We start from the raw sequence: 15,608 nt of genomic DNA on the forward strand, positions 1-15,608 counted from the left end.
CTTCTTTTTAGCCTATTTATTACAGATAATAATGTATTAATTCAATATTAGTAATATTCTCTAGTTTTTTGCTGAAATGTTCCATTTTGTACTTTAGTTGAATGCCCTTTATTTGTAATGTTGGTTAAAGTAATAGAATAGTCTTTTTGAATATTAATAATAGAAGAATGAGCAAAATACAATATAATACACGCTATTTATTAGGGATATCATTGGTGTCTGCTTTAGGGGGATTGCTTTTTGGTTACGACTGGGTTGTTATCGGAGGAGCAAAGCCTTTTTACGAGCGCTTTTTTGATATCGCTAACTCACCATTTCTGCAAGGATGGACTATGAGCTGCGCTCTAATTGGATGTTTATTAGGTGCAATGATATCGGGAGCACTTAGTGATAAATACGGAAGGAAAAGATTGTTAATTTTTTCGGCGTTTCTTTTTACAGCCTCAGCTATCGGAACAGGTGCAACAGATAGTTATTCGATGTTTATTTTTTATCGTATTCTTGGAGGAATTGGTATAGGTTTAGCATCAAACCTATCCCCAATGTATATTGCAGAGGTTTCACCTAGTAGTCTTAGAGGACGCTTTGTGTCACTAAATCAATTGACTATAGTAATTGGTATCCTAGCAGCTCAAATTGCCAATTGGCAAATTGCAGAACCAGTCTCAATTGATGCCACAGACCTAGAAATTCTTAATTCATGGAACGGACAGATGGGATGGCGTATTATGTTTTGGGCAGAAACTATACCAGCAGGTTTGTTTTTTGTACTAATGTTTTTTGTACCCGAAAGTCCGAGGTGGTTAGCGCAAAATGGAAACGAAACACAAGTGCATAATATATTAGAAAAAATTGGCGGTAATGCTTATGCCATGGTCGAATCTAATAATATTAAAAGAGCTTTAGATAAGGATGATAACAAGTCTACTCTTTCTGCAATTTTTCATCCAAGTATGAGAACGGTTCTTATTGTAGGGATTGTTTTAGCAGCATTTCAGCAATGGTGTGGTATTAATGTGATATTTAATTATGCCGATGAGATTTTTAAAGCAGCAGGTTACGGTGTTTCAGATACCTTAATGAATATTGTTATCACCGGAAGTGTAAATCTAGTATTTACATTTATGGCCATCTTCACTGTGGATAAATTAGGAAGAAGAACCCTTATGAAGATTGGTTCAGCTTGTTTGGTTGGGATATATTGCCTGATTGGCGCAGCTTACTACTTCCAAATATCTGGAGTAATGTTATTGGTTTTGGTAGTATTAGCCATAGCTTGTTATGCAATGACATTAGGTCCAATCACATGGGTTGTTTTATCCGAAATATTTCCAAACAAAGTACGCGGAGCTGCCATGTCAATAGCTACAGCATCGTTATGGATAGCAAGTTTCTTGTTAACTTATACTTTCCCACTTCTTAATTCATCTTTTGGGGCATCGGGTACGTTTTGGGTATACGGTATAATCTGCGGTGCAGGATATCTGTTTATTCATTTAAAACTTCCTGAAACAAAAGGTAAGTCGCTCGAGGAAATTGAAAGCGAATTGATTAAGTCTGATAAATAATTCAATATAATAAAATAGTAAAAAAATATAATTGGTGATGTTCTTACCTTATTCATAACAGAATAGGATAGGTCTTAGAATTAAACGTCCCAGATTTCAAAATTAACAATTATGAAAACAACAGTAAAAGCTTGGAACGAGGCGGTAACAATCCCTACTTATGGTATTGGTAAGCCTGAGAAAAACCCAATCTTTCTTGAAAAAAGAGTTTACCAAGGAAGCAGTGGTGTTGTTTATCCACATCCAGTAATCGAAAAGATTGAGGATGAGAAAGAAGATAAAGTTTGGAATGCAGTTTACTTGGAGAATGACTTTGTTAAGATCATGATTTTACCTGAATTAGGCGGTCGTGTTCAAATGGCATATGATAAAACCAAGGAGCGTCATTTTGTTTATTATAACCAAGTAATTAAACCTGCTTTAGTAGGGTTAACAGGACCTTGGATTTCTGGAGGTATTGAGTTCAACTGGCCTCAGCATCACCGTCCTTCAACTTACGATCCGGTAGATTCTAAAATTGAATATAACGAGGATGGAAGTGTTACCGTATGGTGTAGCGAAGTAGAGCGTATGTTCCGTACCAAGGGTATGGCAGGTTTTACTTTACATCCCGATAAAGCTTACTTAGAAATTAAAGTAAAACTATATAACCGTACCAATCATCCTCAAACATTCCTATGGTGGGCAAACCCAGCTGTTAAGGTTAATGATGATTACCAATCGGTATTTCCACCTGATGTAAATGCAGTTTTCGATCATGGTAAACGTGATGTATCTAGTTTCCCAATCGCAACAGGTGAGTATTACAAAGTTGATTATTCTTCGGGTGTTGATATTTCTAAATATAAGAATGTACCAGTACCAACAAGTTACATGGCTATTAAGTCGGAGCACGATTTTGTAGGTGGTTTTGAAAACGATTCTCAAGGTGGATTATTACACGTTGCAGATCATCACCAATCACCAGGTAAAAAGCAATGGACTTGGGGACATGGTGATTTCGGACAGGCATGGGACAGAAATTTAACTGACGAAGATGGCCCGTATATTGAGTTAATGTGTGGTGTTTACACAGATAATCAACCCGATTTTACTTGGTTACAACCATTTGAGGAGAAGAGTTTTAAGCAATACTTTATGCCTTACCGCGACCTTGGTGTAGTGAAAAATGCAACTAAGGATGGTATGGTTAACCTTGAGCTAGAAGGTGATGAGTATGTTGTTAAAGCATATACTACAGGTATTTTCCCAGGTTCTACTATCGTATTAAAATCAGAAGGTAAAACACTTTTTGAAGAGAAAGTAGATATGAATCCTGAAATGAGTTTTGAGCATAAGCTTAAAGCGGATATTAACATGGATGATTGCTATTTAGCCATTGTTGATGCCGATGGAAATGCGGTTGTTGATTGGCAAACTGCTCCGGCTGAGTTAAAGCCAATTCCTGATGCAGCAAAAGCGGCTAAAAAACCTGAAGAAATAAATTCAGTAGAGCAACTTTTCTTACGTGGTCTTCATCTTGAGCAGTATCGTCATGCAACTTTTAATCCATTGGATTATTATTTAGAAGGATTAAAGCGTGAGCCTAGCGATGTGCGTTGTAACAATGCAATGGGTGCGTGGTATATGAAACGTGGTGAGTTTGCTAAAGCAGAACCTTATTTCCGCACAGCAATTGAAACACTTACAGAACGCAGTCCAAATCCATACGATGGCGAGCCATTATATAACTTAGGTCTTTGTTTAAGATATCAAGGTAAAAACAAAGAGGCGTACGACAACTTATTTAAAGCAACCTGGAATGGTGCTTGGCAAGATTCAGGTTTCTTCCACTGTGCGCAGTTAGATTCTATCAAAGGAGATGTAGCAAAAGCATTAGAGTTAGTTGACCGCTCATTAATCCGTAACTGGGTAAATCAAAAAGCGCGTCATCTTAAAATTATGTTGTTGCGTCGTGCAAACAGAACTGAAGAGGCATTGGCTCTTATCGAGGAAACTCTGAAATTGGATCAATTTAACTTTGGTGCATCATACGAGAAATTCTTGATCACAAACGACCAAGCTATTCTTGATGAATTAAAAGAGTTGATGCGCGATTATGTACACAACTTTATTGAATTCTCTTTAGATTATGCACAAGCAGGTTTCTATACAGAAGCTATCGATTTTATAAATATCCATCTTGCAGATAAAGGAAACGTTTACGCTACGGCACAATATTTCCATGGATACTACCATCACTTAGCTGGCGACGAGGCTGCTGCTTTAGCATCTTTAAAGAAAGCTGCCGATATGGATCCAGAGTACTGTTTCCCTAATAAATTAGAAGAACTTATTGCATTACAATATGCAACAGAAGTAAACCCAACAGATAGTAAAGCATATTACTATGCAGGTAACTTCTGGTATGGTGCTCGTCAGCACGATAATGCAGTTGAGTGTTGGGAAAAATCTAAAGACTTAGATGCTTCATTCCCTACTGTACACCGTAACTTAGCTTTGGCTTATTACAACAAGCAGAACAATCCTCAAAAAGCACGTGTAGCGTTAGAGACTGCTTATAATTTGGATAAAACAGATGCGCGTATCTTAATGGAGCTAGATCAGCTTTATAAGAAGATGGGCGATAGTCTTGATGCTCGTTTAGCAGTACTTGAAGATAACCTTGATGCCGTAAACTTCCGTGATGATTTATATCTTGAGCGTGTTACTCTTACCAATTTAAAAGGTGAGTATGCAAAAGCTTTAGAAATGATTATGGCACGTCAGTTCCACCCATGGGAAGGTGGAGAAGGTAAAGTATCAGGTCAGTATTTATACGCCCATATTGAATTGGCTAAGAAAGCCATTGCTAACGGAGAGTTTAAGTTAGCTATTGACCATCTAAACCAAACGGATTATTATCCTGATAATTTAGGTGAAGGAAAGCTTCCTGGAGCTGAAGAAAATGATATTCACTTCCATATGGGAGTAGCATACGAAGGTTTAGGAGATATGGAGTCGGCCAAAAAATATTGGGAGATGGCTGCCATAGGTCAATCAGAACCAACAGCTGCTTTATATTATAACGATCAGCAACCTGATAAGATTTATTACCAAGGTCTTGCCTTAGAAAAATTAGGTTGTGAGGCCGATGCTAGAGGTAGATACAATAGATTACTTAAATATGGCGAGAAACAGTTGTTCGTACCATTCGAAATGGATTACTTTGCCGTTTCACTTCCAGATTTATTAATCTTTGAAGAGGACATGCAAATACGCCACGAGCAACATTGCCATTACTTAATGGCACTAGGTAGTCTTGGTCTTAAAGATGCAGCTAATGCAGCAAAAGAATTTGATACCGTTTTAGAAAACGATTTATACCATGTTGGAGCCTTAATTCATAAAGCTTTATTATAGGTGTAAGTAATTATACATACTGAGATAAGAGACTTCTTGAATAAGAAGTCTCTTTTTTCGCTTAAATAAAATTGTAAAAATTAGTACTTATGAAACAAATAATAGGATGTATAGTAATATGCTTGTTAAGTTTTAATGCCATTGGGCAAGGGGTAGCAAGTTCAAGCGATTATTTAGATAACGTAAAAGTTGAGTTAAATAAAAAGTGGCCTAAGAATCGAACTGTTAATGTTGTTTTTCATGGGCATTCAGTTCCATCGGGATATTACAATACACCAAATGTTCACACCTTACAGGCATATCCTCATCTTGTACTAAAAGGTATAAAAGAGCAATACCCACATGCTGTAGTAAATGTAATAACAACATCAATAGGAGGTGAAAATTCAACGCAAGGTGTTAAACGATTTAAAGCAGAAGTTTTACCGCATAATGCTGATGTATTATTTATTGATTACGCTTTAAATGATAGAAATGTAACCCTAGAGGAGGCGCGTAAAGCATGGTCAAAGATGATTGTTATGGCTAAAAAGAAAAATGTAAAAGTGATTCTTTGTACGCCTTCTCCAGATAAAAGGGTGGATTTAAAAGTAGATACAACTATTTTAGATCAGCATAGCGATCAAATTAGAGCGCTAGCTGCAGAATATGAAGTAGGATTAGTAGATAGTTATAGAGGATTTAAAGATGCTATTGCAGCAGGAGCCAAAGTTGAGGATTTCATGGCTACAGTTAATCATCCTAATGACGCAGGTCATATATTAATAGCAAAAAAAATCATGAGCTATTTTAATAAATAGAAACTTGAGTGATATCTGGTTTTAGTAAGAGTGCAATATTTATTTAGAGCCATTAATTTTACCTTTATTTAAGGTTATTTGGTAATCGAATGTTTATTGTAAAGGGAATCCATAGAACTTCGGTTCTATGGGTTTTTTGTAGTAAGATAATCTAGGTTTATGCCAATATTGTCTATTTGACACGCTTTTGAGTTTTTGTTTATTTGTTAAATGTTGTTTATAGATATAAATCATTCTCTACAAATATTAGGGTTTTCTCTAATTAATCAAGAATGAATTCTTGAGCTATAAAGCAATGTTGATTACTAAATAAATAAGCAAATTGGAAAGCACATTTAAGTTACTCGCAATATTCCTTTTCGGAATTCTATTTACCTCATGTAAAGTAAAAGAAAACAAACCCAATGTGGTTATCATCTATACTGATGATGTAGGTTTTGGAGACATTGGAGTGTATGGTTCTGAATTAATTCCCACCCCAAATATTGATGCTTTAGCCAATAACGGATTGCGATTTACCGATGCTCATTCAGTGGCAGCTACATGTTCTCCTTCGCGATATTCGCTATTTACAGGCGAACTTGCTTTTAGAAATCCCAAAGCAGCCATTCTACAGGGCGACTCTGAAATGCTGATTAAACCAGAACAATATACTTTAGCTAATTTATTTCAAGATGCGGGTTACAAAACTGGCATTGTTGGCAAGTGGCACTTAGGGTTAGGCGATGGAACCATCGACTGGAATAACCAAATAAATTTAACTCCCAACTCTTTGGGTTTCGATTATTCATATATAATACCAGCCACAAACGACCGAGTACCTTGTGTTTATGTTGAAAATGGCGCTGTTGTAAACCTTTCACCGGAAGATCCTTTAACGGTTTCTTATTGGAAAAGAATACCGGAATCGGTAAAGGGTACTCAGTATCCTGATGCGAGATTAGAACCAGAAGCAGTTACACTGTATAAAAGTGATGGTCAGCACAGTTGCTCTGTAATAAATGGAGTAAGTCGTATCGGTTATATGAAAGGTGGCAAGAGTGCATTATGGAGCGATGAGAATATGGCTGAGGATTTATACTTAAAAGCCAAGGATTTTATGACTAATAATTGTAAAAGTCCTTTCTTATTATGCTTTACAACAAGTGATATTCATGCACCGCGTATTCCTCACCCACGTTTTAGAGGGGCAACTACTTTGGGCTATCGAGGAGACAATATGGTTCAGCTTGATTGGTGTGTAGGTGAAGTAATGCGTGCCATTAATGAATTAGGAATTGATGATAATACGATTGTGATATTCTCAAGCGACAATGGTCCTATTTATGAAGATGGAGGTTATGAAGATGGTTGTGTTGCAATGACTGAAGAAGTTGATAGAGGTCATGATGCATCGTCTATATATACTGGAGGGAAGTACAGAATATGGGAAGGTGGAACAAGGGTACCATTTATTATTAATTGGCCCAATAAAATTATACCAGGAGTTAGTGATGCATTAATTAGTCAGGCTGATTTGTTTGCCTCATTTGCAGGAATGCTAAATATCGATGTGCCCACAGATGCTGCTCCCGATAGTCGCAATTTATGGCCGTCATTAATAGGTAAAGACTCTAAAGGGGCAGATATATTAATAGAACAAGCTACCGGCTTAAAACCAGGTTTAGCTATCCGAAAAGCACAGTGGAAGTATGTAGAGTTACACAAGCCTCATACCTGGGGAAAACCCTTTGAGCAAAGACCAGTTGTGGGTTATGAGTTGTATAACTTAGAAGATGATCCGGAGGAGAAAAATAATGTTGTTGATCAGTATCTTGATAAAACAGAAGAGCTCAAAAATCTTTTACTTAAAGCTAAGCAATCACACCTAGTAACTAGAGAATAAAACAAGTATCGTTTTAATACTAAAAGTATTAGAGATTGATATGTTTCAATTTATCTAAATGATTACCTTATGAATACTATTAAATTGAATAAAGGGCATATGCCCCTTGTGGGCCTCGGAACTTGGAAAGCAAGTGCTGGTGAAGTATATGTGGCTGTAAAAGCAGCGATTCGAATCGGTTATAGGCACATTGATTGTGCTAGTGTTTATGGTAACGAAAGGGAAGTTGGTAAAGCAATTTCTGAGTCAATAGCCGAAGGCGTTGTTAAACGTTCTGATTTGTGGATTACCTCAAAATTGTGGAATAATGCACATGGCAAATCCAATGTAATGCCAGCCTTAAAACAAACCCTTGCTGATCTACAATTAGATTATCTTGATTTATATTTAATTCATTGGCCTGTTGCTTTTAAGCCTGACGTAAATGATGCTACAGAGGCATCTCACTACTTATCTTTAGAGGAACAACCACTTATTGATACCTGGAGAGGTCTTGAAGAAGCATATCAATTGAATTTAGTAAGTAACATAGGTGTAAGCAATTTTAGTGTTAAAAAACTCTCGAATCTACTTAGTAAAGCGGAAATAAAACCTGCAGTAAACCAAGTTGAGTTACATGTTTATCTACAGCAAAAAGAACTGGTTAACTTTTGTAATTCCAATAATATTGTAGTTACTGCATATTCTCCATTGGGATCGTCAGACAGGCCCGATCACCTGAAGCATATAAATGACCCAAGTGTACTTACCGATCCAAAGCTTAAAATATTGGCTGAAAAGAATAATTGCTCCATAGCGCAATTGGTATTAGCATATAGTGTTGCAAAAGGTATTGTGGTAATACCAAAATCAACCAACGAAGCTCGTTTAAAACAGAACCTTGAAGCTATAAATGTAAAACTGAATGCTGATGATATAGCTGCTATGCATAATATGGATATGAATCATAGATTTATTCACGGTAACTTTTTTGTTACCGAAGGTGGCCCTTATTCTTTAGCTAATTTATGGGATTGATTTGCCCTGAATATTTAACCGTAGAAACACACTAATTAATATAAATTAAACAATATGAAAAAAAGAATTACACTTATTCTAACAGCTACAATTTTAGCATTTTTAAATGTAAATGCTCAGGACATTTTAATTACTGATTTTGAAAGTCCAATTGATGTTACACCATATTTTGGGGCATCCTTTGAGACTATCTCTAACCCATCAAATACAGGGTTGAATACAAGTAATACTTGTGGTCAGTTTGGTAGAAATAATACCAATAATTGGTATGCACTCGTTGATATACCATGCAATTTTACTGTGCCTGCAGGAGAAACTCGTTATTTACATATGATGGTAAATTATCAAGATATACCAGCTATCAGTATTCGAATTAACAATAATACGCCAGCGCCAACTTCTAATGCTTACACAAATCGTGGAGAATGGCAAGATCTTGTTTTTGAATATACTGCAGGAGCAACAGATATTGATGTAACATATATACGAGTTTTAGGAGATGTAGCCTATACACTTCCAGGATATGTATTTAATGGGATTTTGGTAGATGGAAAGGTTGGTTTAATCGATGAAATTATTGTGAATAGTGAATCAGAGCCTCGCAGTACTTCAACGTCAGTTGATTTTGATAAGTCTCCAAGTCAACACCAGGTTTACAGTCGTAATAGTTCGATAATTGTAAAAACAGGAACAAACGATGCTCAGCAGATAAAGATATTTAATAGTACAGGAGCCTTGGTGTATTCTGCAAAGCAGATTTCAATGGAGTATAACGTAGCAGCAAAAGGATTATATATTGTTAAAGTAGGCACAACAACTCAAAAACTTATTGTACAGTAATCTCAAATTATACACATATTAAATAGCCAAATATGCCCTTATTATTTATAACAATGATAAGGGCTTGGTTATTTTTACAGTTGCTATACAGTCATAGTTCAATATTACAATTTATTGATTCTTGATGCGCAGCTAGAGTAAGATTATAAATGAGTTAAAGAATTAGGCTGATTATATTGATTTACAGAGCATGAAAAGAGGGGTAGAAGAGTTACGAGAGCTGAACAAAAAACGTAAACTTTCCGAGATATTACAGAAACTAAATCCGGATCATATTAAAATATCTACAAAACTTGTAGGTTCATATGCGATAGTGTTAACGTTAATGTTATTGGTTGCCGTAATAAGTGTTATTACAGTTTACAAATCTGAAAAATTATCTACTATTCAAGCTAAAATAGAATATTCTATTTCGATACTTAGGATAACCGACCAGCATATGATTGCCTATCGTACGGATAGGAAAGACTATAGGCCAAGGATTGTAATAGATAGGGCAGCGGCAGCAGCAAAAGAATTGGATGCTATTAAACAGGATATTCCTAACGAATTGGTTTTGGTTTTTGATTCAGTACAAAGCGAGATTGCTCAAATGCCAAATTACGCACGTAAATATTTTGATAAGGCCCAAGAGTGTGATAGTCTAATGGGTGTTAGTATACAGAGTCTTACTGATTTTTATTCTTTACTCAATAAAGAAAAAAATATTTCAAATAGGGCAAAATTTGAGTTTAATAGTTATCTAAATGTAATAAATGTTGAACTAAAATCTCATTCTTTTCAATTGGGGAGGTATACCGAAGATGAGGAGCTTATGGCAAACTTATCTTTAATGGGTGATAAGCTTGTAAGTTTAAATAAAAATTTGTCGCCCGAATTAGTTAATTGTGCAGATAAACTCCATACAACTATAATCGAATTTCGAGCTCAGGCAAAAAATGCAGGTTGGTTAGGGTGGAAAGTTGAACAATTTTCGAGCAATTCAACGGTACGCTTGGCAAAAATTTCTAAAAAGTCTGCCTTAGTTTTTAAAGAATCATTGCATCAACAAATTATTATTATCGGAATAGTTATTCTTTTATCAATTATCTTAATTTGTTTGGTTGCTGTTTTAATTAATAGATCAATCTCTAACGGACTCGGTATTGTAGCTAATGCAGCAGAGAGTATTGCCAATGGTGATTTAAAAGTAAATTTTACTCAAAGTCAGTTAAGCAGAAAAGATGAGATAGGAGCTGTAAATGTATCTTTCTCAAAAATGATGGAAAGTTTGATAAGTATCATTAAGAATATTGAACACACATCGGATACACTTGAAGAATCGGCTAAGGAACTAAATGGTGGTGCTCAAAACTTATCCGCAGATGCAAATAACCAAGCAGCCTCGATTGAAGAAATAAGTGCTACTGTTGAGGATATTACTGTTGAAATAGATAAGAATGCTAATAATTCGATTAAAACAAGTAAACTTTCTGATGAGTCTGTTAATCATATTGTGAATTTAGGGAATCAGAACTCTGAGCAATTATCAAAATCAATGGAAATATTGGCTCAAACTAAGTTTGTTAATCATTTAGCTCTTCAAACTAATATTTTAGCCTTAAATGCGGCTATTGAAGCGGCTAAAGCAGGTGATGCAGGTAAAGGGTTTGGTGTGGTTTCTAATGAGGTAAAAAGATTAGCAGAAAGCAGTAAAGAGGCCTCGATGGTAATAACAGGCATAACCAAAGATGGTGTTAAATTATCAGAAGAGGGTGGTGAGATGTTAGAGGTAATATTGCCAAATATCCAAAATGTAAACGCACTTATACAAGATATCTCAGGGGCTAGTAATTCTCAACGTCAGAAATCAGAATACATCAAGGATGCCTTGATTGCTTTGAGTAATGTATCACAAAATAACGTTTCTCAAGCCGAAGAGTTATCAGCTCAAGCTGAGGAGTTAAATTCGCATGCTTCTTTATTGAGGGAGCAGGTTAAATTCTTTAAATTATAAGTTTAACCATTTGTAAATAGTCTTAATATAAAGCAAAAATATGTTTTATATTAAGACTGAATTTCTTGCAAGCTATATATGCGAAAGTCTTAATGTATATTGTAGCTTCATTATTATTGTGTTATCGCTCGTGACAACATTCGTCGTCATATTCAAGGTCTGCTTTAACGGCTACTATGGCTACGCCAACAATGGCTGCTGTACTTAATATATCGCCAGCAACGCTAGAGCGAGAAACAAAATATTGATCGCCTCTATTATTATACGATTGGTAGTTGGTTTTATAAACTGAAGCACACCAAAATTTGCTTTTGATATAATTCTTCTGAGTTTTAGTATCGTTATTGTAAGTTAAGAAACAATTGATTTTAAGGGGTGAATTTTCTTTTGTGAAGAAGTGTTTGGTTACTGTTCTGAGTGCGCTTTCTTCGTATACTTTTTGTGTAGAATCGGCTAGGGTAGTGTTAATAAAACCACTGCTTAGATTATAACTGTTTATTGTAATACTAGCTTTAGGTGGTATAAAACCCGACCTGTCGGAATGTTCAATAACTCCATTGCTGATACTACTGCTACTTTCGTAGTGATTTCCGATTGCATAAGTAGAAGTTTGGCTTCTGGACGACATTATTGAATTTAAGGGGTTAATTGGTAGGCTTTGTCCATTAATTATTACTGCCGATTGTTCCCAGTTGATAAAAATTGGGTCGTCCGATTTATTGTAGATGGTTAGTTGTAATGGGCAGTTTCTGCCTGCAAAAGAGTATTTTACTTCTAGCGTATCATCCTGATATAAGAAATAATTTGAATCAAGATTTAGGAGATTGCTCTGCAGCGATGTAAATTGAAAAGAGGTACATGCTGTAAAGCTAATAAGAGTAAAACTGGTGATTAGCAGAATGTTATTTTTCATGATTAGATTGTCTTAGTTTTTGGTTATGAGTTTTTTGAACTCAATATTTAGACAATCTAATCTCGAATTTCACGTATTATTAATCAAGTGGCATTAAATCCAACACTACCATCTCACTCTTGGAGCCTAATCGCATGGGAGGGCCGGAAGTCCCAATACCTTGCGAAACAAACATCTGGGTTCCGTTGAAGTTATGATAGCCATACGAATATTTAAAAATTAATTTAATGAGCCAGGTAAATGGAAACAATTGCCCGGCATGCGTATGTCCTGAAAGAAATAAATCAATACCTTTTTCATTGATATATTTAATGCCAGCAGGGCTATGGTGTAGCAAAATACTAGGTTTATTATCGTCTAATACTAAATCATCCAATACGCTTTTTATGGTTTTTCTTTCAGCTGTTTTATCCTCAATATGTTCTTCTTTGTAATATGCAGAGTCGTCCTCTGCCATGTAATTAAGTCCAATAAGTTGTACTCCTTCAAAATTGAATATTTCGTTTTCAAGAACCGTAATTCCAATTTCCCGTACAGCCTCCTTCGCCCTTTTTGAACCTATAATAATATCATGATTACCTTCGATAAAGAATATGGGAACATCTAGTTTTTTGAAGGGAGCGATGCTGTTTTTGTCTAATTCAACAACGCCATCAAATAAGTCGCCTGTTATTACAACTGCATCAACATGGGCATCAATAGTTTTGTTTACAATGTTTTTAACAAATTCGTGCCCTCTAAATGGACCAATGTGCATATCAGATAAGTGCATTATGTGTAATTCTTTTTTTAGGCCTTCTATTTTTATTTCCTGATGTTTTACACGTGTGTGTGATGCATTACAAATAGAGTAAGCAATAATCAAAAGGGTGGTAGATAATACAACGATACCTGCGTATTTGGGCTCAATATGTATGAAGATTAATACAATGTCTACTAATACAACAGCGAATACTAAGAATGCTAATGTTCCCATTAATACGGAGGCAATAATAAATTGCGAATCGCTAAAGCTCCCCATTTCATGTCTAATCATTAAGAAGCTTGTAGCTACAAAGAATAGTACAATACAAAGCATTGCATAAAAAGGTTTGTTTAATTCTTTGATGAAATAACCGTAGAATCGTTTAATGAGATAGATGTTAACAACAATAATTGCAATGGACACAAAGGTAGGTAGTAGAGTGAAGAATAAATGTCTCATATAAATATAAGGGTTTGATTTTCGAAGTTTTAAGATAGTAATTTTAATATTATAAATAGTATAATGGATATAGTAATTGTTGAAAAAGCTCTTGTAGTTCCATCAAAAGTATTTGCATATTATCATGTATATCTATTAATTAGATTAAGCCATTTGTGCAGAATTTCTAAATAAGATCTTGGGTGGTTTAATCTTAATATAATGGATTAGTATCTATTATAACTGGCAAATTATTAAGAATATCTTTTACGTTTGCTCGGTTTTTATAATACGGATCAATATGGCGCCATATGATTGTACCATCTGTATTAATAATATATGTGGCGGGTATGGGTAGTTGTTCTGATTCGTCGGAATGTGTTTCTTTTAATTTGGCACCTAAAGCTATATTGTAAATGGTTCGCGTTGTTTTAGAAGGAGTAAAGGTAACACCAAAAGTATCCGATATTTCGTAATTTTCATCATGAAGAAGTGTGAATTTGGCACCAGTTTTATCTTTCATGATATTAAGATACTCTGGTTTTTCTGGAGATATGGCTATTAGTTGTGCACCTCTATCTGCAATTAAGTGTAAGCTATCTTGCATTGCAGCCAAATGTTTGTTGCACACAGGGCACCAAAATCCTCGATAGAATATAATCACAACAGGGCCATCTTTTAAAGCATCGTTTAACGAAAACAATTCGCCCTTATCCGTAGTGGCCTTAAAATTATTAATGTAGCTTCCTATATCTATGCCTTTTGCATCTATGGCTTTAATTTTTTCTTGCGAATAAATATTAATACTTAATAGTATTGCGGCTATTAGTGATAATGTTTTCATGATGCTAGTATTAGTTGTTTATTCTTATTGTCGTATAAATTAATGAACCTGACAGTATGAATAAAAAAAAGCACCCCCTTTGGAGCGCTTTTCTTTGAAAAACATTGTTATACAGATAATACTAGATTCGACCAATTGGCATATCGGTCTACGTTGTTGCAATAAAATGTTTTTGAAAATGCGTGGGGATATAATTTACGGATAGAAAGTACCCTAGGTACTTAACCGATTTTGCTTTAACTCCCGAAAGCTACTTTCAAATATTGATTATTGGTAGGTATTCTGACTTACTCCTCCTTTAATTGCCTTCCCATTGCTTTGGGAGCAACAGTGACATGTTAATTAAAAGATTAGCCTAACGGCTAGAGATTACAGCAGCGGGTACTGTTTAGGATTCTCACCTAATTCCCTTGGCAAATAAAATATTTGCACTTCCAAAATCTGAAACAAATGTATGTAATGTTTATCTATTTGGCAATGTTATTAAACGGATTTATTTAAAAGTTGTCCAAAATATTCCTCTATAGTGTTGGTATTCTGAATTTAGTGATAGAGTAAAAATAGTATTGTTTTCTTTTGTAGGAATTATCTGTAGATTTAGTCTCCTAAAAAGTGTGGTTTATGTCAAAAAAATATTATTGTTATTTGGTGTCTTATTTCGTTGTTTTGGTAGTTTGTACTTCGTGGACAGATAGGAATCTTTTTACAGTATGGGTAAAGAGTGGTGATATTATTTTAGTTAAAGGAGAAGAAAGAAAGTTATCTGATTTAAAAGAACTAACGAAGGAATACATTGCAAACCCTAACAATGAGTCTTGGTTGCCTAGTAAACGTTCAAAGCGTGTGCACTTTTTCGGAGATACTCAAGTGTCTATAGCAGTTGTTTCAATACAAACAGATCGTGATGTTACGTATGGGTTTTATATCGATGTTCAGAATGAGTTAGAGAAAGCATATGCTGAACTGCGAGAAGAATTGGCTCAAAAGAAATTTGGGACTACTTATGGTTCTTTATCTTCAAAAAAGCAAAAGGCAATTAATACCGTATTTCCAATTCGAATATCCGAAGCAGAACCAAATTGGGTAAGAGGAAAAGATGGGGAGTTAAGGCGAAATTCTTCTTGGTATTATTAACATAAAAGGGCATCCATTTCTGAATG

General features: G+C 35.1%; 11 protein-coding genes and 1 riboswitch. Of the genes, 8 read left to right on the forward strand and 3 right to left on the reverse strand.

Annotated features, from left to right (window positions below):
• Window positions 1-167 precede the first annotated feature (167 nt).
• The 7 genes from QMO11_RS08070 to QMO11_RS08100 all read left to right on the forward strand — a co-directional run bounded on the left by QMO11_RS08070 (window position 168) and on the right by QMO11_RS08100 (window position 11,508).
• Complete coding sequence (locus QMO11_RS08070) at window positions 168-1,568, forward strand: sugar porter family MFS transporter (RefSeq protein ID WP_282036822.1); 1,401 nt, start codon at window positions 168-170, stop codon at window positions 1,566-1,568.
• A 111-nt stretch (window positions 1,569-1,679) separates the two neighbouring features.
• Window positions 1,680-4,970 carry a DUF5107 domain-containing protein gene (locus tag QMO11_RS08075; RefSeq protein ID WP_282036823.1) on the forward strand — a complete coding sequence of 1,097 codons (3,291 nt, stop codon included), beginning with the start codon at window positions 1,680-1,682 and terminating at the stop codon, window positions 4,968-4,970.
• Between the two features lie 89 nt (window positions 4,971-5,059).
• Window positions 5,060-5,770: an SGNH/GDSL hydrolase family protein gene (locus tag QMO11_RS08080; RefSeq protein ID WP_282036824.1), complete on the forward strand. Its 711-nt coding sequence runs from the start codon at window positions 5,060-5,062 to the stop codon at window positions 5,768-5,770.
• Between the two features lie 322 nt (window positions 5,771-6,092).
• Window positions 6,093-7,655 (forward strand): sulfatase family protein, encoded by a 1,563-nt coding sequence (locus tag QMO11_RS08085; RefSeq protein WP_282036825.1) that lies wholly within the window; start codon window positions 6,093-6,095, stop codon window positions 7,653-7,655.
• Window positions 7,656-7,724: 69 nt separating this feature from the next.
• Window positions 7,725-8,672, forward strand: a complete 948-nt coding sequence (locus QMO11_RS08090; protein WP_282036826.1) for an aldo/keto reductase — start codon at window positions 7,725-7,727, stop codon at window positions 8,670-8,672.
• 54 nt (window positions 8,673-8,726) lie between these two features.
• Entirely contained in the window at window positions 8,727-9,512 is a 786-nt protein-coding gene (locus QMO11_RS08095; RefSeq protein ID WP_282036827.1) for a T9SS type A sorting domain-containing protein, read from the forward strand.
• 190 nt (window positions 9,513-9,702) lie between these two features.
• Window positions 9,703-11,508, forward strand: coding sequence for a methyl-accepting chemotaxis protein (locus QMO11_RS08100; protein ID WP_282036828.1), 1,806 nt, complete (start codon window positions 9,703-9,705; stop codon window positions 11,506-11,508).
• Window positions 11,509-11,629: 121 nt separating this feature from the next.
• Here the strand turns inward: QMO11_RS08100 and QMO11_RS08105 are convergent, their stop codons facing one another.
• The 3 genes from QMO11_RS08105 to QMO11_RS08115 form a co-directional block, all read right to left on the reverse strand.
• Window positions 11,630-12,421, reverse strand: a complete 792-nt coding sequence (locus QMO11_RS08105) for a hypothetical protein (protein WP_282036829.1) — start codon at window positions 12,419-12,421, stop codon at window positions 11,630-11,632.
• A 79-nt stretch (window positions 12,422-12,500) separates the two neighbouring features.
• Window positions 12,501-13,625 (reverse strand): metallophosphoesterase, encoded by a 1,125-nt coding sequence (locus tag QMO11_RS08110; RefSeq protein WP_282036830.1) that lies wholly within the window; start codon window positions 13,623-13,625, stop codon window positions 12,501-12,503.
• Window positions 13,626-13,818: 193 nt separating this feature from the next.
• Complete coding sequence (locus QMO11_RS08115) at window positions 13,819-14,448, reverse strand: peroxiredoxin-like family protein (RefSeq protein WP_282036831.1); 630 nt, start codon at window positions 14,446-14,448, stop codon at window positions 13,819-13,821.
• Between the two features lie 255 nt (window positions 14,449-14,703).
• Window positions 14,704-14,902, reverse strand: a riboswitch (cobalamin riboswitch).
• A 167-nt stretch (window positions 14,903-15,069) separates the two neighbouring features.
• Here QMO11_RS08115 and QMO11_RS08120 point away from each other — a divergent pair.
• Window positions 15,070-15,582 carry a biopolymer transporter ExbD gene (locus tag QMO11_RS08120; protein ID WP_282036832.1) on the forward strand — a complete coding sequence of 171 codons (513 nt, stop codon included), beginning with the start codon at window positions 15,070-15,072 and terminating at the stop codon, window positions 15,580-15,582.
• Window positions 15,583-15,608 lie beyond the last annotated feature (26 nt).

Origin of the sequence: Saccharicrinis aurantiacus, from assembly GCF_947489045.1 — a bacterium.
GTDB classification, from domain to species: domain Bacteria; phylum Bacteroidota; class Bacteroidia; order Bacteroidales; family Marinilabiliaceae; genus Saccharicrinis; species Saccharicrinis aurantiacus.

Excerpts from the sequence above, each read along its gene's own strand:
- QMO11_RS08070 (WP_282036822.1), top strand. The coding sequence starts at position 168 with ATGAGCAAAATACAATATAATACACGCTATTTATTAGGGATATCATTG.
- QMO11_RS08075 (WP_282036823.1), top strand. The coding sequence starts at position 1,680 with ATGAAAACAACAGTAAAAGCTTGGAACGAGGCGGTAACAATCCCTACT.
- QMO11_RS08080 (WP_282036824.1), top strand. The coding sequence starts at position 5,060 with ATGAAACAAATAATAGGATGTATAGTAATATGCTTGTTAAGTTTTAAT.
- QMO11_RS08090 (WP_282036826.1), top strand. The coding sequence starts at position 7,725 with ATGAATACTATTAAATTGAATAAAGGGCATATGCCCCTTGTGGGCCTC.
- QMO11_RS08095 (WP_282036827.1), top strand. The coding sequence starts at position 8,727 with ATGAAAAAAAGAATTACACTTATTCTAACAGCTACAATTTTAGCATTT.
- QMO11_RS08100 (WP_282036828.1), top strand. The coding sequence starts at position 9,703 with ATGAAAAGAGGGGTAGAAGAGTTACGAGAGCTGAACAAAAAACGTAAA.
- QMO11_RS08105 (WP_282036829.1), bottom strand. The coding sequence starts at position 12,421 with ATGAAAAATAACATTCTGCTAATCACCAGTTTTACTCTTATTAGCTTT.
- QMO11_RS08110 (WP_282036830.1), bottom strand. The coding sequence starts at position 13,625 with ATGAGACATTTATTCTTCACTCTACTACCTACCTTTGTGTCCATTGCA.
- QMO11_RS08115 (WP_282036831.1), bottom strand. The coding sequence starts at position 14,448 with ATGAAAACATTATCACTAATAGCCGCAATACTATTAAGTATTAATATT.
- QMO11_RS08120 (WP_282036832.1), top strand. The coding sequence starts at position 15,070 with ATGTCAAAAAAATATTATTGTTATTTGGTGTCTTATTTCGTTGTTTTG.